Source organism: Streptomyces fagopyri (genome assembly GCF_009498275.1).
Classification (GTDB): Bacteria; Actinomycetota; Actinomycetes; order Streptomycetales; family Streptomycetaceae; genus Streptomyces; species Streptomyces fagopyri.
The window spans coordinates 5,126,442-5,150,295 of sequence record NZ_CP045643.1; the positions used below are offsets into that span (position 1 = coordinate 5,126,442).

At 72.5% G+C, this 23,854-nt stretch carries 25 protein-coding genes; 12 read left to right on the forward strand and 13 right to left on the reverse strand.

Going from position 1 to position 23,854, the window contains the following annotated elements; genetic code table 11:
* Positions 1 to 88: 88 nt before the first annotated feature.
* A complete protein-coding gene (locus GFH48_RS22110; protein ID WP_153289910.1) occupies positions 89 to 562 on the forward strand; it encodes a GNAT family N-acetyltransferase in 474 nt (157 codons plus the stop codon).
* Here GFH48_RS22110 and GFH48_RS22115 read toward each other — a convergent pair.
* From GFH48_RS22115 to GFH48_RS22125, 3 genes are read right to left on the reverse strand one after another with little or no spacing between them, the layout of a single operon-like run.
* Positions 551 to 2,041, reverse strand: a complete 1,491-nt coding sequence (locus GFH48_RS22115) for an MFS transporter (RefSeq protein WP_228120822.1) — start codon at positions 2,039 to 2,041, stop codon at positions 551 to 553. The genes GFH48_RS22110 and GFH48_RS22115 overlap by 12 nt on opposite strands.
* A gap of 56 nt (positions 2,042 to 2,097) precedes the next feature.
* Positions 2,098 to 3,078: a zinc-binding dehydrogenase gene (locus GFH48_RS22120; RefSeq protein WP_153289911.1), complete on the reverse strand. Its 981-nt coding sequence runs from the start codon at positions 3,076 to 3,078 to the stop codon at positions 2,098 to 2,100.
* A gap of 47 nt (positions 3,079 to 3,125) precedes the next feature.
* A complete protein-coding gene (locus GFH48_RS22125; RefSeq protein ID WP_153289912.1) occupies positions 3,126 to 4,292 on the reverse strand; it encodes an FAD-dependent oxidoreductase in 1,167 nt (388 codons plus the stop codon).
* A gap of 126 nt (positions 4,293 to 4,418) precedes the next feature.
* Here GFH48_RS22125 and GFH48_RS22130 point away from each other — a divergent pair, with 126 nt between their 5' ends.
* Complete coding sequence (locus tag GFH48_RS22130; RefSeq protein ID WP_153289913.1) at positions 4,419 to 5,135, forward strand: pentapeptide repeat-containing protein; 717 nt, start codon at positions 4,419 to 4,421, stop codon at positions 5,133 to 5,135.
* 157 nt (positions 5,136 to 5,292) lie between these two features.
* Here the strand turns inward: GFH48_RS22130 and GFH48_RS22135 are convergent, their stop codons facing one another.
* Complete coding sequence (locus tag GFH48_RS22135) at positions 5,293 to 5,793, reverse strand: hypothetical protein (RefSeq protein ID WP_153289914.1); 501 nt, start codon at positions 5,791 to 5,793, stop codon at positions 5,293 to 5,295.
* 37 nt (positions 5,794 to 5,830) lie between these two features.
* Between GFH48_RS22135 and GFH48_RS22140 the strand changes: the two genes are divergently transcribed.
* Both GFH48_RS22140 and GFH48_RS22145 read left to right on the forward strand, forming a co-directional pair.
* Positions 5,831 to 7,240 carry a M1 family metallopeptidase gene (locus tag GFH48_RS22140; protein ID WP_228120825.1) on the forward strand — a complete coding sequence of 470 codons (1,410 nt, stop codon included), beginning with the start codon at positions 5,831 to 5,833 and terminating at the stop codon, positions 7,238 to 7,240.
* 69 nt (positions 7,241 to 7,309) lie between these two features.
* Complete coding sequence (locus tag GFH48_RS22145; RefSeq protein WP_153289915.1) at positions 7,310 to 7,684, forward strand: VOC family protein; 375 nt, start codon at positions 7,310 to 7,312, stop codon at positions 7,682 to 7,684.
* A 133-nt stretch (positions 7,685 to 7,817) separates the two neighbouring features.
* Here GFH48_RS22145 and GFH48_RS22150 read toward each other — a convergent pair whose 3' ends face one another.
* Complete coding sequence (locus GFH48_RS22150; protein ID WP_153289916.1) at positions 7,818 to 8,363, reverse strand: GNAT family N-acetyltransferase; 546 nt, start codon at positions 8,361 to 8,363, stop codon at positions 7,818 to 7,820.
* 137 nt (positions 8,364 to 8,500) lie between these two features.
* Entirely contained in the window at positions 8,501 to 9,076 is a 576-nt protein-coding gene (locus tag GFH48_RS22155; RefSeq protein WP_153289917.1) for a TerD family protein, read from the reverse strand.
* Between the two features lie 207 nt (positions 9,077 to 9,283).
* Between GFH48_RS22155 and arfB the strand changes: the two genes are divergently transcribed.
* The 3 genes from arfB (at position 9,284) to GFH48_RS22170 (ending at position 10,927) form a co-directional block, all read left to right on the forward strand.
* Positions 9,284 to 9,709, forward strand: a complete 426-nt coding sequence (arfB, locus tag GFH48_RS22160; RefSeq protein WP_153289918.1) for an alternative ribosome rescue aminoacyl-tRNA hydrolase ArfB — start codon at positions 9,284 to 9,286, stop codon at positions 9,707 to 9,709.
* Between the two features lie 111 nt (positions 9,710 to 9,820).
* Positions 9,821 to 10,102, forward strand: coding sequence for a hypothetical protein (locus GFH48_RS22165; protein ID WP_153289919.1), 282 nt, complete (start codon positions 9,821 to 9,823; stop codon positions 10,100 to 10,102).
* 435 nt (positions 10,103 to 10,537) lie between these two features.
* Positions 10,538 to 10,927, forward strand: a complete 390-nt coding sequence (locus GFH48_RS22170; protein WP_153289920.1) for a sigma-70 family RNA polymerase sigma factor family protein — start codon at positions 10,538 to 10,540, stop codon at positions 10,925 to 10,927.
* A gap of 371 nt (positions 10,928 to 11,298) precedes the next feature.
* Here GFH48_RS22170 and GFH48_RS22175 read toward each other — a convergent pair whose 3' ends face one another.
* Positions 11,299 to 11,862 (reverse strand): flavin reductase family protein, encoded by a 564-nt coding sequence (locus tag GFH48_RS22175; protein ID WP_153289921.1) that lies wholly within the window; start codon positions 11,860 to 11,862, stop codon positions 11,299 to 11,301.
* Between the two features lie 372 nt (positions 11,863 to 12,234).
* Here GFH48_RS22175 and cdgB point away from each other — a divergent pair, with 372 nt between their 5' ends.
* Together cdgB and GFH48_RS22185 are read left to right on the forward strand one after the other, a co-directional pair.
* Positions 12,235 to 13,926: a diguanylate cyclase CdgB gene (gene cdgB / locus GFH48_RS22180; protein WP_153289922.1), complete on the forward strand. Its 1,692-nt coding sequence runs from the start codon at positions 12,235 to 12,237 to the stop codon at positions 13,924 to 13,926.
* 128 nt (positions 13,927 to 14,054) lie between these two features.
* Complete coding sequence (locus GFH48_RS22185; RefSeq protein WP_153289923.1) at positions 14,055 to 15,047, forward strand: carbohydrate-binding protein; 993 nt, start codon at positions 14,055 to 14,057, stop codon at positions 15,045 to 15,047.
* A gap of 60 nt (positions 15,048 to 15,107) precedes the next feature.
* Here GFH48_RS22185 and GFH48_RS22190 read toward each other — a convergent pair whose 3' ends face one another.
* The 4 genes from GFH48_RS22190 to GFH48_RS22205 form a co-directional block, all read right to left on the reverse strand.
* Entirely contained in the window at positions 15,108 to 15,488 is a 381-nt protein-coding gene (locus GFH48_RS22190) for an SH3 domain-containing protein (RefSeq protein ID WP_153289924.1), read from the reverse strand.
* Positions 15,489 to 15,576: 88 nt separating this feature from the next.
* Entirely contained in the window at positions 15,577 to 16,503 is a 927-nt protein-coding gene (locus GFH48_RS22195) for a 1-phosphofructokinase (RefSeq protein ID WP_153289925.1), read from the reverse strand.
* 117 nt (positions 16,504 to 16,620) lie between these two features.
* Positions 16,621 to 17,766, reverse strand: coding sequence for an N-acetylglucosamine-6-phosphate deacetylase (gene nagA, locus GFH48_RS22200; RefSeq protein ID WP_153289926.1), 1,146 nt, complete (start codon positions 17,764 to 17,766; stop codon positions 16,621 to 16,623).
* Positions 17,766 to 18,716 carry an ROK family protein gene (locus tag GFH48_RS22205; RefSeq protein ID WP_153289927.1) on the reverse strand — a complete coding sequence of 317 codons (951 nt, stop codon included), beginning with the start codon at positions 18,714 to 18,716 and terminating at the stop codon, positions 17,766 to 17,768. Before GFH48_RS22205 ends, nagA begins: the two co-directional genes overlap by 1 nt.
* A 138-nt stretch (positions 18,717 to 18,854) precedes the next feature.
* On the opposite strand from GFH48_RS22205, the gene GFH48_RS22210 reads away from it, so the two are divergent.
* The 3 genes from GFH48_RS22210 to otsB all read left to right on the forward strand — a co-directional run bounded on the left by GFH48_RS22210 (position 18,855) and on the right by otsB (position 21,342).
* Positions 18,855 to 20,120 carry an ABC transporter substrate-binding protein gene (locus tag GFH48_RS22210; RefSeq protein ID WP_456114889.1) on the forward strand — a complete coding sequence of 422 codons (1,266 nt, stop codon included), beginning with the start codon at positions 18,855 to 18,857 and terminating at the stop codon, positions 20,118 to 20,120.
* 63 nt (positions 20,121 to 20,183) lie between these two features.
* On the forward strand, positions 20,184 to 20,411 hold the full coding sequence (locus GFH48_RS22215; protein WP_153293052.1) for a DUF3263 domain-containing protein: 228 nt from the start codon (positions 20,184 to 20,186) through the stop codon (positions 20,409 to 20,411).
* Between the two features lie 55 nt (positions 20,412 to 20,466).
* Positions 20,467 to 21,342 (forward strand): trehalose-phosphatase, encoded by an 876-nt coding sequence (otsB, locus tag GFH48_RS22220; protein ID WP_153289928.1) that lies wholly within the window; start codon positions 20,467 to 20,469, stop codon positions 21,340 to 21,342.
* A 25-nt stretch (positions 21,343 to 21,367) separates the two neighbouring features.
* Here otsB and GFH48_RS22225 read toward each other — a convergent pair whose 3' ends face one another.
* Positions 21,368 to 22,780, reverse strand: a complete 1,413-nt coding sequence (locus tag GFH48_RS22225; RefSeq protein ID WP_153289929.1) for an alpha,alpha-trehalose-phosphate synthase (UDP-forming) — start codon at positions 22,778 to 22,780, stop codon at positions 21,368 to 21,370.
* Positions 22,781 to 22,906: 126 nt separating this feature from the next.
* Positions 22,907 to 23,851 carry a glucosyl-3-phosphoglycerate synthase gene (locus GFH48_RS22230; RefSeq protein ID WP_153289930.1) on the reverse strand — a complete coding sequence of 315 codons (945 nt, stop codon included), beginning with the start codon at positions 23,849 to 23,851 and terminating at the stop codon, positions 22,907 to 22,909.
* Positions 23,852 to 23,854 lie beyond the last annotated feature (3 nt).

Genomic DNA, 23,854 nt, shown 5'->3' on the forward strand with positions numbered 1-23,854 from the left:
GGCGGGCCCGGCGGGGCGCCGCCGGCAGGGCGGGACGGACGGGAACACGCCCGGCCGCGCCGTGCGAGGGGTGTGTGACACTGCGCCCATGATTCGCACCGCCACCCCCGCAGACGTTCCCGTCATCCACGCGATGGTCCGTGAACTGGCCGAGTACGAGAAGGTGCCGGACGAGGCCCGGGCGACCCCGGCGCAGCTGCGCGAGGCGCTGTTCGGCGAGCACCCCGCGGCGTTCGCGCACCTCGCGGAGGAGGCCGGCGAGGTGGTCGGGTTCGCGCTGTGGTTCCTGAACTTCTCGACCTGGCGCGGAGTGCACGGCATCTACCTGGAGGACCTCTACGTGCGTCCGCAGGCGCGGGGCGGCGGGCACGGCAGGGCGCTGCTCACCGAACTGGCGCGGATCTGCGTGGCGCGCGGGTACGAGCGGCTGGAGTGGTCGGTACTGGACTGGAACCGGCCGTCCATCGAGTTCTACGAGGCGCTCGGCGCGCGCCCGCAGGACGAGTGGACGGTGTACCGGCTGACCGACGGGGCGCTGCGGGAGCTGGGTTCACGGGACTGACTCGGGCACGGGGGCGGTGCCGAGCGCGTGCTTGGGGGCCTTCGCGGTGACCAGCAGGCCGGCGATCAGACCGGCCAGGAGCATGATGCCGCAGGCCCACCAGATGGCGGTCGTGTAGCCGTGCACGATGCCCTCGCGGACGACCAGCGCCCTGTGGGCCGGGCCGGTGAGGTGCGCGGCGATGTAGGTGGCGCCGCTGGTGGTGGCGACCGTGTTGAGCAAGGCCGTGCCGATCGAACCGCCGACCTGCTGCGAGGTGTTGACGGTCGCGGAGGTCACGCCCGAGTCCTGCGGGGAGACCCCGGCGGTGGCCGTGGCGAAGATCGGCATGAAGATCAGGCCCATGCCGAGCCCCGTCAGGAGCATGCCGGGCAGCATCAGGCCCGTGTAGTCGGAGTGCACGCTCAGCCGGGTGAAGACGAGCATGCCGGCCGCCGCGAGGAGTGTGCCGGGGACCATCAGCACACGCGGGGCCACGTGTTGCAGCAGCCGCGCGGAGATCTGCGTCGAGCCGACGACGATGGCGACCGTCAGCGGCAGGAAGGCCAGGCCCGTCCGCACCGGCGAGTAGCCGAGGACGACCTGTAGGTAGTAGGTCAGGAACAGGAACATGCCGAACAGGCCGATGACGGCGAGTGCCATGGTCAGGAAGCAGCCGGCGCGATTGCGGTCCTTGACGACGTGCAGGGGCAGCAGGGGGCTCGGGGCCCGCCGCTGCCACCACACGAAGGCCATGAGCAGGGCGACGCCGGCCGCGAGCAGGGCGAGGACCGACGGGTCCGTCCAGCCCCGCGGCTGCGCCTCGCTGAAGCCGTAGACGATGGCGACGAGGCCGCCGCAGCCGAGCACCGCACCCGGGACGTCGAGGCGGGCGCCCCGGTGGCCGGGGCGGTCGCGCAGCAGGGCGGCCGCGCCGACGACCGCGACGATCGCGACGGGGACGTTGACGTAGAGGCACCAGCGCCAGTTCAGGTACTCGGTCAGCAGTCCGCCCGCGAGCAGTCCGATCGCCGAGCCGCTGCCCGCCAGGGCGCCGTAGATGCCGAAGGCCTTCCCGCGTTCCCTCGGGTCGGTGAAGGCGGTGGTCAGCAGGCTGAGCGCGGACGGGGCGAGGAGGGCGGCAAAGGCGCCCTGCAGGGCGCGGGCGCCGTAGAGCATGGTGGGCGTGGTGGCACCGCCGCCGAGCGCGGAGGCGGCCGCGAAGCCGATGAGCCCGATGACGAAGGTGCGTTTGCGGCCGACCAGGTCGGCGATCCGGCCGCCGAGCAGGAGCAGGCCGCCGAAGGCCAGGGTGTACGCGGTGATGACCCACTGACGGTTGCCGTCGGACATGCCCAGGTCACGCTGTGCGGAGGGGAGCGCGATGTTCACGATGGTCGCGTCCAGGACGACCATCAGCTGGGCGAGAGCGATGATCACCAGACCCCACCAGCGGTGCGGATCGGCGTCGGAGGGTTCACCTGTTCGGGTGACACTCACCTGCCCAGAAGACCATGGATCGGTGGGTGCCGCACCTTTCGGCGGAGCCCTCCCGCTCAGGGTTCCAGTACCACCTTGCCGACGGTGGCGCCGGCCTCCAGCGCGCGGTGGGCGGCGGCCGCCGAGGCGAGCGGGAAGCGGGTCAGGGCCGGGGTGAGGCGGCCGGCGGCGGCTTCGGCGAGGGCCCGCAGCTCCAGGGTGCGCAGGGGGTCGGGGCCGCCCGCCCTGCGCATCATCGCGGGGCCGAGCACCTGCTCGGTCACGCCCGGCACGATCAGCGGGCCGCCGTCCCGGATGCCCTCGGCGGACCAGCCGAAGACGAGATGTCTGCCTCCGGGGCCGAGCAGGTCCACGGCGGCGCGGGCGGTGGCTCCGCCGACACCGTCGAGGACGACGGTCGCGGTACGGGGGCCGAGGTGGTCGCGGACCTGGGCCGGCCAGGTGCCGTCCCGGCGGTCGACGGCCAGGTCGGCGCCGTTCTCCCGGACCAGGGCCACCTTCTCCGGGCCGCCCGCGACGCCGATCACGATGGCGCCCGCGTGCTTGGCGTACTGCACGAGAAGGGTGCCGATGCCGCCCGCGGCGGCGGGGATCACGGCGACGGTGTCCGGGCCCCACTCGGTGAACTGCACGATCCCCATCGCCGTACGGCCCGTTCCGATCATGGCGACGGCCTGGGCGAAGCCGAGGTTGTCCGGTATCCCGTGCAGGCGGGCCGCGTCGGTCACGGCCAGTTCGGCGTATCCGCCGGGCGCGAAGCCGAGGTGGGCGACGACCCGGCTGCCGAGCCAGTGACCGGGGACGCCCTCGCCGAGCGACTCGACGGTGCCGGCGACCTCGCGGCCGGGGACGGTGGGGAGCGGGGCGGGAGCGGGCGCGGGACCCCGGGCCCCTTCGCGCAGGGCGGTGTCCAGGAGGTGGACACCGGCCGCGGCCACGGCGACGCGGACCTGGCCGGGACCCGGCTCGGGGTCCTCGGTCCTCTCGTGGACGAGGTTCTCGGCCGGGCCGAAGGCGTGCAGACGGACGGCGTGCATGCGGAGGGCTCCTCGGGTGCGGGCGGTGATGAGCCCAGCCTTCGACCTCAAGCACGCTTGAGGTCAAGACGTTCCCGGATGCCGAAGGCCAGCGCGACGGCTTCGAGCGCGCTGTTGAAGGAGACCTCCGAGAGCATGCCGGGGGCGGCCACCTGGTCGCCCGCGAGGTAGACGCCGTCGCCGCGGTCGAGCGCGGGGCGGTCGCGCCAGGTGGTGCCCGGCGGGTCGACCGCTCCCGTGCGTCCCAGCGCCACCCCGTCCCGCCGCCAGGTCACGCGCTCGCGCCAGCCCTTGAAGGCGAGGTCGAGGAGGTGTTCGGCGCGGACGGCGCCGTCGCCGCGTGACTCGTCGGCGGCGATCGGGAACTGCCCCTGGACGAGTTGCTCCCCGGCCGGGGCGAGGGTGCGGTCCCACGCCGTGGGACGGTCGAGCCGGCCGGGTGCGTCCAGGTCGGAGAGGGAGCGGGGATCGCCGCGCCGGGTGCGCAGGGCCAGGTCGACGAGGGCGGTCCGGCCGCCGGTCCAGATGAGGGAGTCGTCCCGCAGGAGACGGCGGGCGGAGTCGAGGGAGGTGGCGACGACGACCGGGCCGTGACGGTCGGGGAGCGCGTCGACGCGGGAGAGGGTCTCCACCCGGACGCCGAGGTTCCAGGCGCGGGCGGCCATGCGGTCGACGACGGTCGACCAGCCACCGCGCGGATGACGTGCCTCCGCGGGCATCCGGACGGCCCTGCGCAGCCGTTCCTGCACGAAGGCCGCGGAGAGCGAGCCGGGATCGTGGTGGAACAGGGTGACCGCCGAGTAGTGGGCGGCGGCGCGGGCGCCCTCCTCGTCCGTCCACGCGCTCGCCCAGCTCAGGAAGTCGGCGTCCACGGGCGCCTGCCGGGCATCCCGGCGCAGCAGCCTGAACAGGGAGCGGGGCGGGGTGCGGCGCAGGACACCCCGGTGGTGCAGGCGCAGCCGCGCGCTCTCGCGGGCCGGTACGGGGGCGAGCGGTCCGGTGAGGCCGCGCTGCTTGAGCCAGGTCCAGTGCGGGCCGCCGCCGTACAGCGTGTGCGGGCCGTTGTCCGTCCGGTACGGGCCGTGGGCGGTGCGGGCCCGGCCGCCGAGCGTGTGATGGGCCTCGTACAGCGTGACCCTGGCACCCGCCTCGGCGGCGGTGATCGCGGCGGTGAGTCCGGCGAGGCCGCCGCCGATGACGGTCAGGTGGTCCATGGTTGGCCTCTCCCTGCGGTCGGGGTCGTCTTGCCGGGTACGACTGTCCGCGGGCCCGGAATGTGACACCGGGGGACAGGACCGCAGGTCGGAGGCCTTGTCAGTGGGGGAGTGCAGGATGGGGTCATGGTGCGGAGAGCGGCGGGCAGGGCGGGCGGTCCGGGCAGGGCGGGCGGTCCGGTGAAGGGGGCGCGGCGGCCGGAGGTGCGGCTGCCGCCGCTGGAGCCCCACGAGGGCTCAGCGCTGGAGCCGGACGGGGACTACGACGGGCTGGAGTTCCGGGAGAGGGACTTCGCCGGGCAGGACGGCGGGGGCGCGCGTTTCATGGACTGCGCGCTGACGGGGTGCGCGCTGGACGAGACGCGGCTGCACCACGCGCGGGTGCTGGACTCGGTCCTGACGGGCGTACGGGGCGTGGGCACCGATCTGGCCGAGTCGGCGTTGCGCGACGTCGAGCTGGTCGACGCCCGTCTGGGCGGGGTGCAGCTGCACGGTTCCGTGCTGGAGCGCGTGCTGATCCGCGGCGGCAAGATCGACTATCTGAACCTGCGCAGGGCCCGCCTCAAGGACGTCGTCTTCGAGGGCTGTGTGCTGGTGGAGCCGGACTTCGGCGGTGCCCGGCTGGAGCGCGTGGAATTCGTGGACTGTGTCGTCAAGGGCGCCGACCTCACCGCGGCGACTCTGGTCGACGTGGATCTGCGCCGCGCCGCGGAACTGGACGTCGCGCGGGGCGTGGACCGGATGGCGGGCGCGGTGATCAGCCCGGCCCAGTTGCTCGACCTGGCACCGGTGCTGGCGGCCGCGCTGGGCGTGCGGGTGCTCGGCGAGGTGGGTGAGATCTGAGAGGGGGAGGCGGGTGGCGTCCGAGGGGGGAAGGGCGGCCCCAGGGGAGAGGGCGGTGCGAAGGGGAAGGGCGGCCCGAGGCGGAGGGGGTCCGCCCGAGGGGCACGGGGCGGCTCGGAGAGGGGGACCGAGGCGGGGGAGGAGGCCCGCGGGGGGATCAGGTCACGCGGGGGAAGCGGGCCTGGAGGGTCCACAGGGCCGGGTTCTCCGCGAGGTCCTCGTGCAGGTCGGTGAGGTCCGCGATCAGGTCGTGCAGGAAGTCGCGGGCCTCCCGGCGCAGCGCGGAGTGCGCGAAGGTCAGCGGCTCCTCGTCACGGTGCATCCAGTCGGCCTCGATGTCGACCCAGCCGAAGCGGCGTTCGAAGAGCATGCGGTCCGTCGACTCGGTGAAGTCGAGCTCGGCGTGCTGGGGGCGGGAGGCCCGGCTGCCGTGCGGGTCCCGGTCCAGCTGCTCCACGATGTCGCACAGCGCCCACGCGAAGTCGAGCACCGGCACCCATCCCCACGCCGTGGACACCTCCCGGTCCGCCTTGGTGTCGGCGAGATACACGTCGCCGCAGAACAGGTCGTGCCGCAGGGCGTGGACGTCCGCGCGGCGGTAGTCGGTCTGCGGGGGGTCGGGGAACCGGTTGGAGAGGGCGTAGCCGATGTCGAGCACGTACGTGATGGTGTCATGGGCTCGTAGGATCGCGGACGTGCCCCGATCTTCCGTGATCGTCCCCTGTGCCCTGGTTCTCACCCTCACCTGCGCGCTCACCGCGTGCGGCGGCGGGGACGGCTCGGCAGGCGCCCCGGGCCTGCGCGACCCCTATTTCCCGAAGATGGGCAACGGCGGCTACGACGTCTCGCACTACGGCCTGACCCTCTCCTACGACCCCGGTGGCAAACGGCTGCGGGGCACCGCCCGGATCACCGCGCGGGCGACCCGGAGCCTCGACGCCTTCAACCTCGACCTGAAGGGCCTGGACGTCACCGGCGTCCTGGTCGGTGGCCGGGACGCCCGCTGGAGCAGGGCGGGCCAGGAGCTGACGGTGCGCCCGCGCACGGCCCTCGGCAAGGGCGGGACGTTCCGCGTCACGGTCCGCTACGCGGGCACGCCGGAGACACTCACGGACCCGGACGGCTCGCGGGAGGGCTGGCTGCCCACGGCGCGCGGCGCGCTCGCCCTCGGCGAACCCGTCGGCTCGATGACCTGGTTCCCCGGTAACCACCACCCCTCCGACAAGGCGTCGTACGACATCACGATCACGGTCCCCAAGGGGCTGAGCGCGGTCTCCAACGGGGAGCTGAGGAGCGAGACGACGGCCGCCGACGGCCGCAGGACCTTCGCCTGGCACACCGCCGAACCGATGGCGAGTTACGTCGCGACGCTCGCCGTCGGGGCGTACGACATCACCCGCGGCGTGACGAAGAGCGGTCTGCCCGTGTACGTCGCCGTCGACCCGGCACAGACCGCCGCGAGCGCGAAGGTGCTGGCCCGCATTCCGGAGATCATGGAGTGGGAGACGTACAACTTCGGCCCGTACCCGTTCTCGTCCACCGGCGCGATCGTCGAGCGCGCCGGCGTCGCCGACTACGCGCTCGAGACCCAGAACCGCCCCGTCTTCCCCGGTGCCCCCGACATCGAGACGCTGGTCCACGAACTGGCCCACGAATGGTACGGAGACTCCGTCACCCCCGCGTCCTGGCAGGACATGTGGCTCAACGAGGGCTTCGCCACGTACGCGGAGTGGCTCTGGCAGGAGGACCACGACGGCGACACGGCCGACCAGATCTTCGACGCCCTCTACCGGGGCGACTACTACGACGACGTCGCCGCCGGCCGGGCGATCTGGGACTTCCCGCCCGCCAAGCCCTCCGGCGCGGCCCACATCTCCAACAGTCCCGTCTACGAACGCGGCGCCATGGTCCTCCACAAGATCCGCAGGACCGTCGGCGACGACACCTTCTACGACATCATCCAGGGCTGGGCCGCCACCCACCGCCACGGCAACGCGACGACCGCCGACTTCACCGCGTACGTCGAGAAGAAGGCGCCGGACAAGGACTTCGGCGGTATCTGGAAGGACTGGCTGTACGGCGACGGCAGACCGGCCCGGCCCTGAGGCCCGGCCCGGGCCCCCGCCGTGCGCGGGCGGACGCGTGGGGGCGAGCGCCGGGGGCAGGGTGGGGGCATGACGACGACGCTCGGTTCCTTTGTCCTCGGTACTCCGGATCCGCCCGCGCTGGCCGACTTCTACCGGGCCCTGCTGGGCTGGCAGGAAGTCGACCGCGAACCGGCGTGGGTGCGGCTGCGGGCTCCCGGACAGGAACGCCCCGGCCTCAGCTTCCAGCTGGAGACCGGCCACACCGCTCCCGTGTGGCCGCAACGGCCGGGCACCCAGCAGATGCAGGCCCACCTGGACCTCCAGGTCGACGACCTGGAGGCGGAGACCGAGCGGGCCCGCGCCCTGGGCGCGACGCTGGAGGAGTACCAGCCCCAGAAGGACGTACGAGTCCTGCGCGATCCGCACGGCCACCTGTTCTGCCTCTTCGTCCCGGGGGCCTGAACGGCCGGGCGTGCCGCGGGAGTCCCGCCTCGCTCGCCCGCTCGCCCGCTCGCCCGGCGTGTCCGTCCGCCGGCCCGCCTCGCGACGCCCGGCCCGCTCTCCGGGTGGACGGCGGGACCCCCGCGACACGGTCCTAGACGGTGTCGGCCCGCTCGGGGCCGGAGGAGTCCAGGGTCTTGCGCAGGACCGCGCACGGACGGCCCAGCCGCCGGTCCTCGCGGTGGTCGATCACCTCGTACCCGAGGGCGGTCCAGAAGGCGAGGCCCTTGGGGTTGTTGTCGAGGACCGCGAGGCGCACGCCGGTGCGGCCGGTGGCCCGGAACCGCTCCTCGACCCCGGCCGCCAGCGCCCTGCCGTATCCCCTGCCGTGCTCGCGGGCGTCCACGAGGAGCAGGCCGATCCACGGGTCCGGATCCGCCGGGTCGGGATGGCGCGCCAGCGTGATGGCGAAGCCGACGAGCCGTCCTCCGCCACGGGCGAGCAGCAACTCCACTCCCGGCTGGGCGGCCTCCTCCGCGAGCGCCTCCGCGACCTGCTCCGGGCGGATGTCGTCCGGGTCGGGGAAGTCGCCGCTCAGGGCGTTGAATTCACGGTTGGAGACGTGCAGGGCGGTGAGTTCGGTCAGGAGCGGGCCCGGGATGTCGTGGTCGGGGGCGAGGGGCAGGGATTCGAGGATCACGCGGTGCAGGCTAATGGCCGGGACCGGCCGAGGACGGCTCCGCCGTCCCGGACCCCGTCAGGCCGCACCCGAGCCCATGCGAAGAGCCCCTGGCCCGGGTTGCCGGGTCAGAGGCTCTGTCGACTCGCGCGTACGGATCAGACGTTGACGCCGAAGTCCTGGGCGATGCCCGTCAGGCCCGAGGCGTAGCCCTGGCCGACCGCGCGGAACTTCCACTCCGCGCCGTTGCGGTAGAGCTCGCCGAAGACCATCGCCGTCTCCGTCGCCGCGTCCTCGGACAGGTCGTAGCGGGCGATCTCCGTGCCGCCGGCCTGGTTGACGATGCGGATGTAGGCGTTGCGGACCTGGCCGAAGTTCTGCGAGCGGGTCTCCGCGTCGTAGATGGAGACCGGGAAGACGATCTTGTCGATGTCGGCGGGGAGGCCCGCCAGGTTGACGTTGATCGCCTCGTCGTCGCCCGCGCCCTCGCCGGTGCGGTTGTCACCGGTGTGGACGATCGTCTGGTCCGGGGTCTGCTTGTTGTTGAAGAACACGAAGTGCGCGTCCGAGTAGACCTTGCCCTGCTGGTTGACCGCGATGGCCGAGGCGTCGAGGTCGAAGTCGGTGCCCGTGGTGCTGCGGACGTCCCAGCCGAGGCCCACGGTGACGGCGGTCAGGCCCGGAGCCTCCTTGGTGAGCGAGACGTTGCCACCCTTGGACAGGCTTACAGCCATTGTTGGGAGTCCCTTCCCTCGTTGCGTACGTGCGGTGTGCCCGTACGGTTGGGCTTCGTACGGCCACGAAGCTACAGCTACCCCTAAGAACGCCAAGAGGGGTGCCGAAGGTTCCGGCTGTCTTTACTCTCTTTACCTTCGCGTCGGACGGGTCGCCGCGCGAAAAACGGGTGACGTGGACCGGACATCCGGGGGACCATGGACCTCATGTCCGGTCCCTATGTCATCCGCGGCTCCGTCTCCCTGCCCGAGGCCGAGCTCCTGTGGCGTTTCTCGCGGTCCAGCGGACCGGGCGGACAGCATGTCAACACCACCGACTCGCAGGTCGAGCTGCGGTTCGACCTCGCGAAGACCGAGGCGCTGCCCCCTGTCTGGAAGGAGCGGGCGCTCGCCAAGCTCGCCGGGCGGCTCGTCGACGGCGTGATCAGCGTGCGCTCCTCCGAGCACCGTTCGCAGTGGCGCAACCGGGAGACCGCGGCCGTACGGCTGGCCTCGCTCCTCGCCGAGGCGACGGTGCCGCCCAAGCCGCGCCGGGCCACCCGTATCCCCAGGGGCATCAACGAGCGGCGGCTGCGTGAGAAGAAGCAGCGCGGGGACACCAAGCGCGGCCGGTCCGGGCGGGACTGGGGCTGAGGGCCGTCCCGTTCCGGACACCGGGGCTCCGCGGGTGCCGTGCGAAACGCCCGGCACCGTACGCGTATTGAGCGACGGGCCGAGTCGGCCACTCGTGGCTACGCTCGGACAATGGACGGAAATGAGGACAAAGCGCATCTGGAGTGGTGGGCCAACCGATCGAGCTGCCTGGCACGGATCCCCGTCCGGCTGGCCGCCGGGCCCGGCTCCCGGGCCTGGGACGCCGTCGTCTCGCCGCCGCTGGACAGGGGCGCGCGGGAGGACATGCAGTTCCTGATCGAGGCCAGCCCGTACTTCACCCTCCGCTTCGGCGACGATTCCGTGACGGAGGTCGAGGTGGAGCGGGCGGGCGACCCCGGCCGGCTGCGGCTGAGCGCCGTGCCGGAGGTCTGACGCCACATCACCGGGCCCGCGGTCCGTCAATCCGCCGACGGACGAAGGACCGCGGGCCCGACGGGGAGATGTGACGGATGGGCGACAGTGAATTTCTGAACGAGAACCATGACAACGGTGGGAACGCGGGCAGGAACACGTCCGGAAATGCGAAAGCGAATCATTACGGCAATGGCGCGGGGCGGCCCCGGGAACGTCCCGGGGAACGGCTCACGGAACTGCTCGGGGAACGGGAACGAATTCCTCGCCGAGCGTTTCGCATCGCGTCGCGGCCGTCCGCGCGCCGTCGCCCACCGCGTGCCCGCTCGCTCACGGAGGCCGCTGACGCCGTGCCGGAGGCCCGGCTCGGGCTCAGCCGCGCGGACGCCGGCCCGGCCGGCCGTCCCGGCGGCCGGCTGACGACCGCCGTCGTTCGTGCGTCGGGTCCGTCTCGGCATGCTCCGCTTCCGGGGGACCCGCGGCGCGGAGCCGCCGGAGGAGGCGCCCGGGGTCCGCGTGCCCGAGCCGGTGCTCGGCCCCTTCGGCGGCGTCGACCCCGAACGGCGGTCGCTGCTCGCCCGCTCGGCGGGTCCCGCGCCGCCGGCGGTCCCGGAGACGCTGACGCCCGCCGAACGGCTCGCCTTCGTGCCGTACGGCCTGTTCGCGGTGCTCTTCGACGAGATCGCGCCCATCGCGGGCCGTATCCGGCGGCCTCCCGGCCGCTCGCCGGCCGGCCCCGGATCGGCTGCCGGGGCGCCGCCCCGCGCGCGGCGCCGGAGAGCGACCTCACGGCCCCGGACGTGGTGTTCGACCCGGATGTGGTGGCGCGGTCCCAGTGCGGGGTGACGACCTGGCGTGGTGAATGTGGACTCGAAGCGAGCCGATTCGCCCGTGCGGCCCGTGCCGTGCGGGCCGCCTTCGGCAACGGCGCCGCGGGGGTCGGCCGCGGGCTCGGGCCACTGGTCGAGGGCCGTGCCGTCCACCGCCACCCCCACCGCCACCGGCCGGCGCGGATCGCCGAGGGCGCCGGTCACCGCGTTCCTCCCCCGGACGGCCGTGAACGCGAGGACACCGACGGACGTCCCTCCTCGATCACCACGGCCGGCGGCCCCCTACCTCCGCGGACGCCGGTTTCCGATGGTCCTGCTCCCGATGGTCCTGCTTCCGGCGGCCCGGTTCCCGGCGGCCCGGCTCCCGGGGCGTCTGCTCGCGGAGTGTCAGCCCAGCTGCCGGTAGCGCCCCTTGAAATGCACCAGTGGCCCCCCGTCCGCGCTCGGCACCGACGCCGTCAGCACCCGCCCGACGACGAGCGTGTGGTCGCCCGCGGTGACCCGCTGCTCGGTGCGGCACTCCAGGGTCGCCAGGGCGCCGCCCACCAGGGGTGCCCCGGCCGCCTCGCCGCGGACGTACGGGATGTCCTCGAAGAGCAGACGGTCGCTGATGCGGCCCTTCATGGCGAAGCGGCCGGCGATGTGGCGCTGGCTCTCGGCGAGCACGGAGACGCCCCACAGGGGCTGTTCGTCGAGGAGGTCGTCCATACGGGAGCCCTCGCGCAGGCTGACCATGACCAGCGGCGGGTCCAGGGACACGGACACGAACGCCGTCGCCGTCATGCCGACGTCCTCGCCGCCGGGTCCTTCCGGGTCCAGCGCGGGCTCGTGCGCGGTCACCAGGACCACACCCGCGGCCAGCCGGGACATGGCGGCGCGGAACTCGTCGTTGCTCACCCCCTCAGCATGCACGGAGGGGGTGGAAGGAACGGCAGGGGGAGTGTTCAGCACGCCGAAACGCTAGTCTCCGACCCGGGGCGTCCACATCGGACCTCGGTCCGAGCCGGGTCCTAGGTCCCAGGACGGACACAACCGCTCACAGTGTCTGCACGGCATCTAAATATGTGTTCAGTTAACACACGGGGAAAATGCAGAAACCCCACTCAATTGTTCATCTTACGCTGTGACTTGAGTCACAGGGGCCATATTTTGTTGACCCTGTGTACCGAGTGGGCAGCGCGCTGTGATTCAGTGGCGGGGAAGCTGCACGAGAAGCTACCAACCAGTACGCGTAAGAGAACTCAGGTACAGAGAACCGGTACAGAGAACCAGGAACGCCGAAGACAACCCTGGAGTTGCTGCGAGGTCTCGAGGGGAGGGCGAATGGAGACCGAGTCGGAGCCCTACGTCCGTCTTGCGACCCTGCGGCAGCTGCATCAGGTGATGGCGGACATGAACACCGCGCGGAGCCTGGCGGACACGCTGCAGACCGTCGCCGACGGCGTGGTCACGGGCCTCGGCTACGAGCTGGCGTGTGTCAACCTCGTACGCCCCGACGGCGACCTGGTGGTCGCCGCGCTCGCCGGCAACTCCGCGGCCGAGGCGCTGATCACCGGCCGGGTCGGCTCCCGTACCTCCTGGGACCGCCGGCTGAACATGGGCGAGGCCTGGGGCGACCTGCGTTTCATACCGCACACCGAGGGCTGGGTCCTCGACGACGACGACGTACCGCAGTGGTACACCGACGGTCCCGCGCCGCGCTTCGAGGACGAGTGGCACCCCTCCGACCGCCTCTTCGCGCCGATGTACACCCCCGGCGTCGGCGGCAACACGGGCGAACTCATCGGTGTCCTGTCCGTGGACCGGCCGCGCAACGGACGGCAGCCCGGCGCCTGGGGCCGTGAGGCCCTGCAGATGTACGCCTTCCAGGCCGCCATCGCGATCAGCAACGCACGTCTGCGGGCCAACATGCAGCGCGCCCTGGTCCGCCTGGAGCGCGAGCAACAGGCCCTGCGCGCCAGCGAGGAGAGCTTCCGCCAGGCCTTCGAGTACGCGCCCTCCGGCATGGCCATCGCCGAAATGGGCGGCGACCAGCACGGACGCATCCTGCGCACCAACGACGCCCTGTGCCGCCTGCTCGGCCGTCCCGCCTCCGCGATGCGCCGCTACTCCTTCTCCGACCTCGTGCACCCCGAGGACATCGGCACCCTGCTGCGCACCTCGGCCGAGGGCGGCCGCGCGGAGCTCAGGCTCGGACGCCGCGACGGCACCTATGTCTGGGTCTCGCTGCGCAACTCCGTCGTCGCGGACGCCGCCGACGGACCGCGCTTCCTGCTCACACACGTCGAGGACATAGAGGAGCGCAAGCGCCGCGAGCTCCAGCTCGCGCACCGCGCCTCGCACGACTCGCTCACCGGCCTGCCGAACTCGGCGGAGCTGCGCTCCCGCCTCGGCTCCCGGCTGTGCCAGCGCCCACAGGCCCTCCAGCCCGGCGCGGTCGAGTCGCTGGACGCCGCCTACGGACACGGGCCGTACGCGGAGCAGGCCGCCGAGCACAGCGGCTTCGACGGGCACGCGGCCGCACACGGCTTCGACTTCGGGCCGGGCGCGGCGGCGTACGACGCCTTCGACCACCATGTGCACACCATCGCGCCCGAGGGGGAGACGGACGACGGCGCCAAGGGGCTCGCGGTGCTCTTCTGTGACCTCGACGGCTTCAAGTCGATCAACGACCGGTTCGGCCACAACGCGGGCGACGCCGTACTCATCGAGGTCGCCCGGCGCCTGACCAACGGCGTCCGGGACGGTGACACGGTCGCCCGGCTCGGCGGTGACGAGTTCGTGGTGCTCGCCGACGGCCTCGGCCGGGCGGACGCGGCGGACCTCGCCGTACGGCTGCGGAACGCGATCATCCCGCCGATCCGGGTCGACGGCCGGGCGGTCCGGGTGGGCGCCAGCTTCGGCATCGGATGGGCGCACTGCGGCATGACGGCGGACGAGGTCTTGAAATCCGCTGACGAACGGATGTACGTGGAGAAACGGTCTCGTCCCAAACAGCATCGGCGTGCCGGATAAGTCACAGGTCAGTGGGTTGATGCGGTGAAGGCCACCCGTTTGGCCCCCTGGGAGCGGGTAGGCTCGCCCTCCACGTGCTTCATTTCGTGTACCGCATCTGTACCGCACCTGTTGAGGAGTACCTAGGGATGACGCCCGGCAACAACGGCGCGAGCACGCCCGAGGACGACGACCCGTTCGGCTACCTGTACGCCGACGGTCAGGCCAACGGCGCCACCCCGCCCAGCGGAGGTGGCGGCTACGGCTACCCGGGCTCGGTCAACCGGGTGCGGGCGGTCGGCGAACGCCAGTACGGTCAGCAGCAGCCCGGCTACGGTCAGCAGCAGGCCGCCGCCCCCACCGCGCCCTACGGCCAGGTCCCGCAGCAGGGGACCTACGGTCAGCCCGGTCAGCAGCAGCCCGGCTACGGCCAGCCGAACGCGCACTACGCGGCACCCGAGACGGGCCCCGGCGGTGCGACGACCTCCCGTCAGTCGTCCGGCGGTGGCGGCCGCGGTCGCGGCCCGAACACCAAGGGTCTGCTGATCGGCGCGATCGCCGTGGTCGCGGCCGTCGTCATCGGCATCGGCATCGCCATGATGGGCGGCGACTCGAGCGGCGACAAGGACAAGGGCGGCGACCAGGCCGGCTCCACGCCGTCGACGAGCGCGTCGGCGAGCGCCGAGACCAGTTCGCCCGCGGCGGCGGGCGAACTGCCGAAGTCGGACGCGAAGGCGCTGCGGCTCGAGGGCGGTACCACGACGGCTTCCGACGTCAAGGGCGCGAAGGCGGCCGGCGGCGTGTACGTGAACGGTTTCAACCAGGTGGGCGCCAAGGCCGTCTGGACCGTCAACGGCATCGACAAGGCGGGCGCGTACCGGCTGGATGTGGCCTATGGCATCCCGGGCGTCGACGCCAACGCGACGCTGGTGGTCAACGGCAAGGCCAACACGCAGCCGCTGAACATGAAGAACTTCGTGGGCGAGGCGCAGGCTCCGAAGGGCAACTGGGAGAAGGGCTGGCAGACGACCTGGGCCCAGGTCAACCTGAACAAGGGGACGAACGTCATCGAGATCACCTGCGCCACGGGAAACCAGTGCGAGGCGTATCTCGACCAGGTCGGGCTCAGCAAGCTCAAGTAGGAACGCGAGGGCCCTCCCCGGGACAGGGGCAGGGCCCTCGCGCCGTCGTCGCGGGTCAGCTCACTCGACGCGGCCCCACTCGAGGCAGCGGGTCGCCGCGTAGGCCTTCCTGCCCGCCCAGCGGACTTCGTGCCACTGCTTCTCGGTCGGCGAACCGCTGGTGCACTTGTAGGTGCCCCCCGTGACGCTGCTGCATCCGGAGACCCAGCACTTGACCCGGTCGCCCTTCTTCAGGGTGCCGACCTTCCGTGCGGTGGTGCTGGGCTTCTCCCGGATGGTGACGTCGCGGGTGTCGTTCCACCCGCCGCCCCACTCCTGGGCGGTGGCGGAGACCCTGCCGGCCTCCGGGGCCGCCGAGGCCGCGGAGTTCATGGTGGCGACGAGACCCAGCGAGGCGATTCCGACAGCCGCGAGCCGTGCGGCCATAGCCGTTCTGCTCATTTTTCCCCCAACAAGACTGATCTTACGGTCACAGATGATCTTTGGTGGAAAAATGCGATATCGGTAGAGCATTTTCGGCCAGTAAGGGCTACACCGGCTGGCCGACCATGACAGGTACCCTCCCGAGCAGTTCCTCGTACGCTTCCCGGTCGAACTCGCCGGCTACCGGGGCCAGTACGGTCGCCGTGGCCAGGGCGGCGGCCCGTGCCAGGCGCTCCGGCCACGGCAGATGTTCCACCAGTCCCGACAGCAGGCCCGCGACCACCGAGTCGCCCGCGCCCGTCGGATTGCCGTGCACCCGGCGGGGCGGGGTGGCCCGCCAGAGGCCCTCCGGCGTGTGGGCGAGCAGTCCCTGGTCGCCCAGGGAGGCCACCACGGCGTGCGCCCCGCGCCTGCGGGCGTCACGGGTCGCCTGCAACGGCTCGTGGGAGCCGGTGAGTTCGGCCAGTTCGTCGGCGTTCGGCTTGACGATGTCGGGGCGGGCGGCGACCCCCCGGCGCAGCGGTTCGCCGCTGGTGTCCAGGAGGACCGGGACGGCCGTCGCGCGGGCCGCGCGGATCAGCCCCGCGTACGCGCCCACCGGCACCCCCGGCGGCAGGCTGCCGCACAGGGCCACCGCCGAGGCGGAGCGCAGCAGATGCTCGTACGTCTCCTGGAAGGCCGCCCACTCCGCCGGGGTTGTCTGCGGACCCGGCTCGTTGAGCTGAGTGGTGTCACCCGTCGTCGTGTCGACCACGGCTATCGTGCGGCGCGTCGGGCCGGACACCGGCACCAGCGCATCCACCAGGCCGGGGCTGCCGGTGAGTTGCTCCCGCAGGGAACGGCCGGTGGCGCCGCCGGCGAAGCCCGTGACCGTCACCCGGTGGCCGAGGGCGGCGAGCACCCGCGCCACGTTCAGCCCCTTGCCGCCGGGGCGTTCGGTGACCTCGGTGATCCGGTGCGAGGTGTGCGGACGCAGGGACCGTACGCGGTAGGTGATGTCGACCGCGGTGTTCAGTGTGACCGTGAGGATCACCTGGGCCGACCTCCCCCGATGCGCTTGCCGACAGTTCCGGAGGCACGATCATGCCAAACGCGACGGCGGTCGGCCCAGTCCCCCGGGCCGACCGCCGTACGGCAACAAACGGATGAATCAGCCCAGTTGGGGATCGACCACCCACTCGCCCTTGCGCATCACGCCCTTGAGCGCGAACTCCGCGTCGAGAACCACCAGGTCGGCGTCCTTGCCCGGCTCCAGCGAGCCGACCCTGTCGTACGCGCCGAGCAGCTTGGCCGGGTTGGCGGACAGGGCCGCGACGACGGCCTCGACCGGCAGCCGGTCGACCGTGACCGCCCGCTGGAAGGCGCGGTCCAGGGTGAGGGTGGAGCCCGCGATCGAGCCGCCCTCCACCAGCCGCGCGACACCCTCGCTGACCTCGACCTCCAGCGGGCCGAGCAGATAGCGGCCGTCACCGAAGCCCGCCGCGTCCATGGCGTCCGTGATGAACGCCACCCGGTCAGCGCCCGCGTGATGGAACGCCAGCTGGAGGGCGGCCGGGTGGAGATGGGTCCCGTCGTTGATCAGCTCGACGGTGATCCGCTCGTCCTCCAGGAGGGCGGTGATGGGCCCCGGCGTGCGGTGGCCGAGCGGGGGCATCGCGTTGAACAGGTGCGTGGCCACGGTCGCGCCCGCGTCGATGGCCTCCACCGTCTGCTCGTACGTCGCGTCCGTGTGCCCGATCGCCGCGATCACCCCGTGCTCCGCCAGCAGGCGCACGGAGTCGAGGCCGCCCGGCAGTTCCGTGGCGAGGGTGACCATGCGGGCCCGGCCGCGCGCGGCGTCGATCAGCTTGCGGACCTCGGCCGGGTCCGGGTCGCGCAGCAGTTCCTCGGAGTGCGCGCCCTTGCGGCACGGCGAGATGAACGGGCCCTCGAAGTGGATGCCCGCGATGTCGCCCTGCTCGGCCAGCTCGGAGAGCAGTCCGGCGCGCTGCGCCAGGCCGTCCATGTCACCGGTGACGGTCGAGGCGACGACGGTGGTGGTGCCGTGCAGCCGGTGCGTGTGCACGCCCCGCAGGACCTCCTCGACGGTGCCGGAGGTGAAGGAGGCGCCGCCGCCGCCGTGGTTGTGCAGGTCGACGAAGCCGGGGACGAGCCAGTGGCCCGACAGATCGGTGGCCGGGGTGTCGTCGGCCGCGCTCCCGGCGATGCGCGTGCCGTCGACGATCACGCGTCCGCCGTCGACGACCCCGGTGGGCAGGACCACCCTGGCACCGGAGAGAACCTTGCTAGGGGCCATCAGATGGTTACCTCCGAGCGGTCGGTGTGGGAAGTTTCGAGCAGGTCCCAGGCCAGCAGGCCCGCGCCCAGGCAGCCGGCCGTGTCCCCGAGGGCCGCCGGGACGATCGACGGCAGCTTCTGGAAGGTGACGCGTCGCTCCACCGCGGCCCGCAGGGGTGTGAACAGGGTCTCCCCGGCCTCGGCGAGACCGCCACCGATGATCAGGGTGCGCGGGTCCAGCAGGGTGAGCGCGGTGACGAGTCCGTCGGCGAGCGCGTCGACGGCGTCCTGCCAGACCCGTACGGCCCGCGCGTCCCCCGCCGCCACGGCCTGCGCGCAGTCCGCCGCGTCGGCGTCGGGTGACCCGGAGGTCTCGGCCCAGGCCTGGCTGACGGCCGCCGCGGACGCGTACCGCTCCAGACAGCCGTGCTGTCCGCACGGGCACGCGGTGCCCCCGGGGCGTACGACGATGTGGCCGATCTCGCCGGCGAAGCCGTGCGCGCCCGCCTCCACCCCGCCGTCGATGCCGATGGCGCCCGCGATGCCGGTGCCGAGGGGGACGAACAGGAAGCGGTCGGCCCCCTGCCCCGCGCCGATCCGGCCCTCCGCGAGGCCGCCGGTGCGCACGTCGTGCCCGAGCGCCACCGGCACCCCGCCCAGCCGCTCGCCGAGCAGCCGGCGCATCGGTACGTCGCGCCAGCCGAGGTTGGCCGAGTAGACGGCGGTGCCGCTGCCGGCGTCCACGATGCCGGGAACGGCGACCCCGGCGGCGGCGGCGGGTGTGCCGAAGAGCCGCTCGCCGTGCGCGCGCAGTTCGGCCGCGAAGTCGAGGATCGTGCCGACCACGGCGTCCGGGCCGCGTTCCCGGCCGGTGGCGTGGCGGGCCTGGTGGAGCAACTCGCCCGCCGGCCCGACCAGGGCGGCCTTCATCCCGGTGCCGCCCACATCGAGGGCGATGACATGTCTCACGGGGGACAGTGTCGCCCCTTACCCCAGGAGAGGTCTAGTCCACTCACGTGGTGTAGACCTTGTATCCGCATTCCGAGACGGATGCAATGGACGCAGAAGCAAAGACGGCAACACGGCGCAGGGGTGGGAGACGACAGGGTGCAGCGACGTAGGACTGGACTGGTCGCGGTGATGTCCGCGCTGGGCATGACGGCGACCCTCGCGGGCTGCGGCAGCTCGGACGGGTCCGGAGACGTGACCCTCGAACTCGTGGCGGCCGACTACGGCGACTCCAGGGCCAACAGCTCCCAGAAGTACTGGGACACGGTGGTCAAGGGGTACGAGACCGCCCACCCGGGTGTGCGTGTCGAGGTCACCGTGTACCCGTGGACCGATGTCGACCGCAAGGTCGCCGAGCGGGTGGCGGCGGGCCGGGCGCCCGACATGGCGCAGATCGGCGCGTACGCCGACTACGCCGCCAAGGGCGGGCTCTACAGCGCCGATCAGGTGCTTTCCATCCCCGTCCAGGCCGACTTCGTCTCCCAGCTCACCGAGGCGGGGCAGATGAACCGGGTGCAGTACGGCATGCCCTTCGCGGCCTCCACGCGACTGCTGTTCTTCAACAAGAAGCTCTTCGCGGACGCCGGCCTCACGCCGCCGCGGAGCTGGAGCGAGCTCGCGGCCGACGCGGCGGCGCTCAAGGCGCGGGGCGTGAAGTTCCCCTACGCGCTGCCGCTGGGCCCGGAGGAGGCGCAGGCGGAGACCATGCAGTGGCTGCTGAGCGGCGGCGACAGCTACACCGACGACGTCGGCACGTACCACCTCGACTCGACGGAGAACGTCGACACCCTCACCTGGCTCAAGAACGAACTGGTCGGTAAGGGGCTCACCGGACCCGTCGCACCTGCCAAGCTCAACCGTGCGGACGCTTTCGCGGCGTTCGCCCGGGGTGAGGTCGGGATGCTCAACGGGCACCCCACTCTGATGAAGGCGGCGGCCGACAAGGGCGTGCGGTTCGGCATGGTGCCGATGCCGGGCGTCAACGGCAGGGCCAAGGCGACGATGGGTGTCGCCGACTGGATGATGGCGTTCAAGCACAACGGCCACCGGGAGCAGATCGGGTCGTTCCTGGACTACGTGTACAGCGAGAAGAACGTGCTCGCCTTCTCCCACGAGTACGACCTGCTGCCGGTGACGACGTCCGCGTCCCAGGCGATGAGCGCCGACACGCACGACAAGGAGTTCGCCCCGTTCCTCGGCGAGCTGCCCACCTCGCAGCTCTATCCGGTCGGCAAGACCTCCTGGGCGTCCGTCAGCGCGGACATCAAGCAGGACATCGGCAAGGCGGTCGGTCCCGGCGGAAGCCCGGCCGGGGTCCTCGGCGCGCTGCAGCGGACGGCGACCATCAGGGACAGCACGGACTGAGGGCGGCGCGGACCGGCGGCGCGGGTGTCGGTGGGCGGGGTTACGGTGCTTTCCATGACGTCCATGGAGGAGCTCGGGGCGCGGGAGCGGGCGGTTCTCGCCCTGGAGCGGCGGGGATTCGCCGGGCCGGGGGCGAAGGAGCGGGCGATAAGGGAGCAGCTCGGGCTGGCGCCCGTGCGGTATTACCAGCTCCTGAACGCCCTTCTCGACGATCCGCGGGCGCTGGCCCACGATCCGATCACGGTGAACCGGCTGCGCCGGATCAGGGCGGGGCGTCGCGAGGACCGCTGACCCGGGGGCGGAGGAAGTCCGGGTGGGTTCGGGGCGGCGCCGATAGGGTCGGCCCATGGGCAGTCATGCGGAATTCCCGGAACACCCCGAGACCACGGACACCGTTCCGACACCGGCGACCACCGCGGGAGCGGAGGGGCTGCAGGCCATCCTCGCGCGGCCCGCCCGCACCGTGATCGCACTCGACTTCGACGGAACCCTCGCCCCCATCGTCCCCGACCCCGAACAGGCCCGTGCCCACCCCGCCGCGGTCCCCGCCCTCGCGGCCCTCGCCCCGAAGGTCGCCTCCGTCGCGGTCGTCACCGGCCGGCCCGCCGGCGTCGCGGTGCGCCACGGCGGCTTCGCGGGCGTCCCGGGCCTCGACCACCTCGTCGTCCTCGGCCACTACGGCGCCGAACGCTGGGACGCCCGCACGGGCACCGTCAGCGCCCCCGCACCGCACCCGGGTGTGGCCTCCGTCCGCGCGGAGCTGCCGGGATTCCTCGACCGGATCGGGGTCTGGCAGGGCACGTGGATCGAGGAGAAGGGCCGCGCCCTCGCCGTCCACACGCGCCGCGCCACGGACCCGCAGGCCGCCTTCGAGTCCCTGCGCGAACCCCTCGCCGACCTCGCCACCCGGCACGGCCTGATCGTCGAACCGGGCCGGATGGTCCTGGAACTGCGCCCGCCGGGCATGGACAAGGGCGTCGCCCTCCTGGAGTACGTCCGCGAGGTCGGCGCCGAAGCCGTCCTCTACGCGGGCGACGACCTCGGCGACCTCCCCGCCTTCGCGGCCGTCGACAAACTCCGCTCGGACGGCGTCCCGGGCCTGCTGGTGTGCAGCGGCAGCCCGGAGGTCACGGAACTCGCGGAACGCGCCGACCTGGTCGTGGACGGTCCGGCCGGAGTCGTCCACCTGCTGAGGTCGCTGGCCGGCCTGATGGACCGGTAGCCCGGCGGGCCGTGGTGCGACGGCCTCACGCCTCCAGCGCGCGCAGCTGCTCCAGGAACCACTGCGCCGGAGGCAGGGCCGTCGCCGCCGCGGCGAGCCGCTTCGTGCGCTCGGCCCGCTCACCGGCCGGCAGGGACAGGGCCTCGTGCAGCGCCCGCGCGGTGCCGACCACGTCGTACGGGTTCACCGCGACCGCGTCCTCGCCCAGCTCCTCGTACGCCCCGGCCTCCCGGGACAGCACCAGCACGCACCCCTCGTCGGAGACGACGGGCACCTCCTTGGCGACGAGGTTCATGCCGTCCCGGATGGGGTTGACGAGGGCGACGTCGGCGAGCCGGTAGGCGGCCAGCGAGCGGGCGAAGTCGTCCTTGACGTGCAGCACGACCGGCGTCCAACCCGGCGTCCCGTACTCGGAGTTGATCTCGTCCGCCAGGGTCCGCACGGCGGCCGTGTAGTCCCGGTAGACCGCCAGGTCCTGGCGGGAGGGGTAGGCGAAGGCCACGTGGACCACCCGCTCGCGCCACTCCGGCCGGTCCTCCAGGAGCTGCCGGTAGGCCAGCAGACCCCGCACGATGTTCTTCGACAGTTCGGTGCGGTCCACCCGCACGATCGCCCGGCGGGCGCGGCCGTCGGGGCCCTCGCCGATCTGCTCGCGCAGCGCGGCCATCCGCTCCGTGACGTCCGCCTCGTGGGAGCGCCCGCGCAGGAAGTCCGCGTCCGCGCCGAGTCCGTGCACACCGACCCGGGTGGTGCCGAGCCCGCCGACGAGCGCCTCGCAGCAGGCGGTGAACGCGTCCGCCCAGCGGTGCGTCAGGAAGCCCAGCCGGTCCGCGCCGAGCATGCCGCGCAGCACCTGCCCGGCGATGTCGTCGGGCAGCATCCGGAAGTAGTCGACCGGCGCCCACGGGGTGTGCGAGAAGTGGCCGATCCGCAGGTCGGGGCGGAGCTCGCGGAGCATGCCCGGGACCAGGGTCAGGTGGTAGTCCTGCACGATCACGACGGCGCCCTCGGCCGCCTCGTCCGCCAGGGCCCGCGCGAACGCGCGGTTGTAGGCCTCGTAGGACGCCCACCGGCGGCGGAACTCCTGGTCGAAGACCGGCTCCAGCGGTGTCTGGTACAGCATGTGGTGGACGAACCACAGCACCGAGTTCGCGATGCCGTTGTACGCGTCCGCGTGCACCGCGGCGTCGATGTCCAGCATCCGCACGCCGTCCTCGCCCACTCCGCGCCGGACCGCCTCGCGGTCGCCTTCGCCGAGCGCCGAGCACACCCACAGGGCCCCCGCGTCCGGCCCGATCGCGGAGAGGCCCGAGACCAGCCCGCCCCCGCCGCGCCGGGCCTGGAGCGAGCCGTCCTCCAGCACCTCGTAGGAGATCGGACCGCGGTTGGACGCGACGAGGATCCGGTGGGTGCCGTGCGATGAAGCCGTCGAAGCCATGCCTCGAAACCTAGCCCGGCACCGAAACGCTCAAACGTTCCCGTCGGCCGTATGCGACGAAGGACACGGACCGCGGGACGGCGGGGCCGGTCGCGCCGCCCGCCGGCCCCTCACCAGGGGCCGGGCTCACGCGGCCCTGCGCTTCACGTACTCGGAGATTTCGGCCATCGGGGGGCGTTCCTCCGTGTCCACCGAGTACGTACGCGGCTCGAAACCGTCCTCGCCCCGCTCGAACTGGGTGAGGGACGGCCGGATGAGATGCCCGCGGGCCAGCCGGAGCTGCGCCGTGCGGTAGATCGCGGCGGACATCCGGCCCAGCGCCTGCCCGTCCTGGTGACGGTGCTTGCGCTCGCCGACGTCGACCTGGGCGAGCGCGTCGAGGCCCACCAGGTGCAGGGCGTCGACGAGCATGCCCAGTTCGACGCCGTAGCCGACGGGGAAGGGCAGCTGTTCCAGCAGCGAGCGGCGGGCCGCGTACTCACCGCCGAGCGGCTGGACGAAGCCGGCCAGCTGGGGCCAGTGCATGTTCAGCAGCGGGCGGGCCATGAGTTCCGTGACGCGACCGCCCTGGCCCGCGGCGCCGGCCAGCGGACGGTCGTACATCCCCTTGACGAGGTCCACGTCCGGCTCGGTGAGCAGCGGACCCACGATCCCGGAGACGAAGTCCGACGAGAACTCCCTCAGGTCCGCGTCGATGAAACAGACGATGTCCCCGCTCGTCACGAGGAGCGACCGCCACAGGACCTCGCCCTTGCCGGGCACGGCCGGGATGCGGGGCAGGATCTCGTCCCGGTGCACGACGCGCGCGCCCGCCGCGGCGGCGACCTCCGACGTGCGGTCGGTCGAACCCGAGTCGACGACGACGATCTCGTCGACGAGGGGCACCTGACGCATCAGGTCGTCGCGGATGACGGCGACGATCTCGCCGACCGTCTCCTCCTCGTTCAGCGCGGGCAGCACGACGCTCACCGTGGAGCCCGAGGCGCGTTTGGCGGACATGATTCCGTGCAGCGGACGATCGGCCACGGACCAGGAGCGTGTGCTCAGCCAGCGCTCGACTTCCTTCAGCACAGT

Bases quoted from the DNA above. Each gene is read 5' to 3' on its own strand.
- GFH48_RS22110 (WP_153289910.1), top strand. From the start codon at position 89: ATGATTCGCACCGCCACCCCCGCAGACGTTCCCGTCATCCACGCGATG.
- GFH48_RS22120 (WP_153289911.1), bottom strand. From the start codon at position 3,078: ATGCACGCCGTCCGTCTGCACGCCTTCGGCCCGGCCGAGAACCTCGTC.
- GFH48_RS22125 (WP_153289912.1), bottom strand. From the start codon at position 4,292: ATGGACCACCTGACCGTCATCGGCGGCGGCCTCGCCGGACTCACCGCC.
- GFH48_RS22130 (WP_153289913.1), top strand. From the start codon at position 4,419: ATGGTGCGGAGAGCGGCGGGCAGGGCGGGCGGTCCGGGCAGGGCGGGC.
- GFH48_RS22145 (WP_153289915.1), top strand. From the start codon at position 7,310: ATGACGACGACGCTCGGTTCCTTTGTCCTCGGTACTCCGGATCCGCCC.
- GFH48_RS22155 (WP_153289917.1), bottom strand. From the start codon at position 9,076: ATGGCTGTAAGCCTGTCCAAGGGTGGCAACGTCTCGCTCACCAAGGAG.
- arfB (WP_153289918.1), top strand. From the start codon at position 9,284: ATGTCCGGTCCCTATGTCATCCGCGGCTCCGTCTCCCTGCCCGAGGCC.
- GFH48_RS22165 (WP_153289919.1), top strand. From the start codon at position 9,821: ATGGACGGAAATGAGGACAAAGCGCATCTGGAGTGGTGGGCCAACCGA.
- GFH48_RS22170 (WP_153289920.1), top strand. From the start codon at position 10,538: ATGCTCCGCTTCCGGGGGACCCGCGGCGCGGAGCCGCCGGAGGAGGCG.
- cdgB (WP_153289922.1), top strand. From the start codon at position 12,235: ATGGAGACCGAGTCGGAGCCCTACGTCCGTCTTGCGACCCTGCGGCAG.
- GFH48_RS22185 (WP_153289923.1), top strand. From the start codon at position 14,055: ATGACGCCCGGCAACAACGGCGCGAGCACGCCCGAGGACGACGACCCG.
- GFH48_RS22190 (WP_153289924.1), bottom strand. From the start codon at position 15,488: ATGAGCAGAACGGCTATGGCCGCACGGCTCGCGGCTGTCGGAATCGCC.
- nagA (WP_153289926.1), bottom strand. From the start codon at position 17,766: ATGGCCCCTAGCAAGGTTCTCTCCGGTGCCAGGGTGGTCCTGCCCACC.
- GFH48_RS22215 (WP_153293052.1), top strand. From the start codon at position 20,184: ATGGAGGAGCTCGGGGCGCGGGAGCGGGCGGTTCTCGCCCTGGAGCGG.
- otsB (WP_153289928.1), top strand. From the start codon at position 20,467: ATGGGCAGTCATGCGGAATTCCCGGAACACCCCGAGACCACGGACACC.
- GFH48_RS22225 (WP_153289929.1), bottom strand. From the start codon at position 22,780: ATGGCTTCGACGGCTTCATCGCACGGCACCCACCGGATCCTCGTCGCG.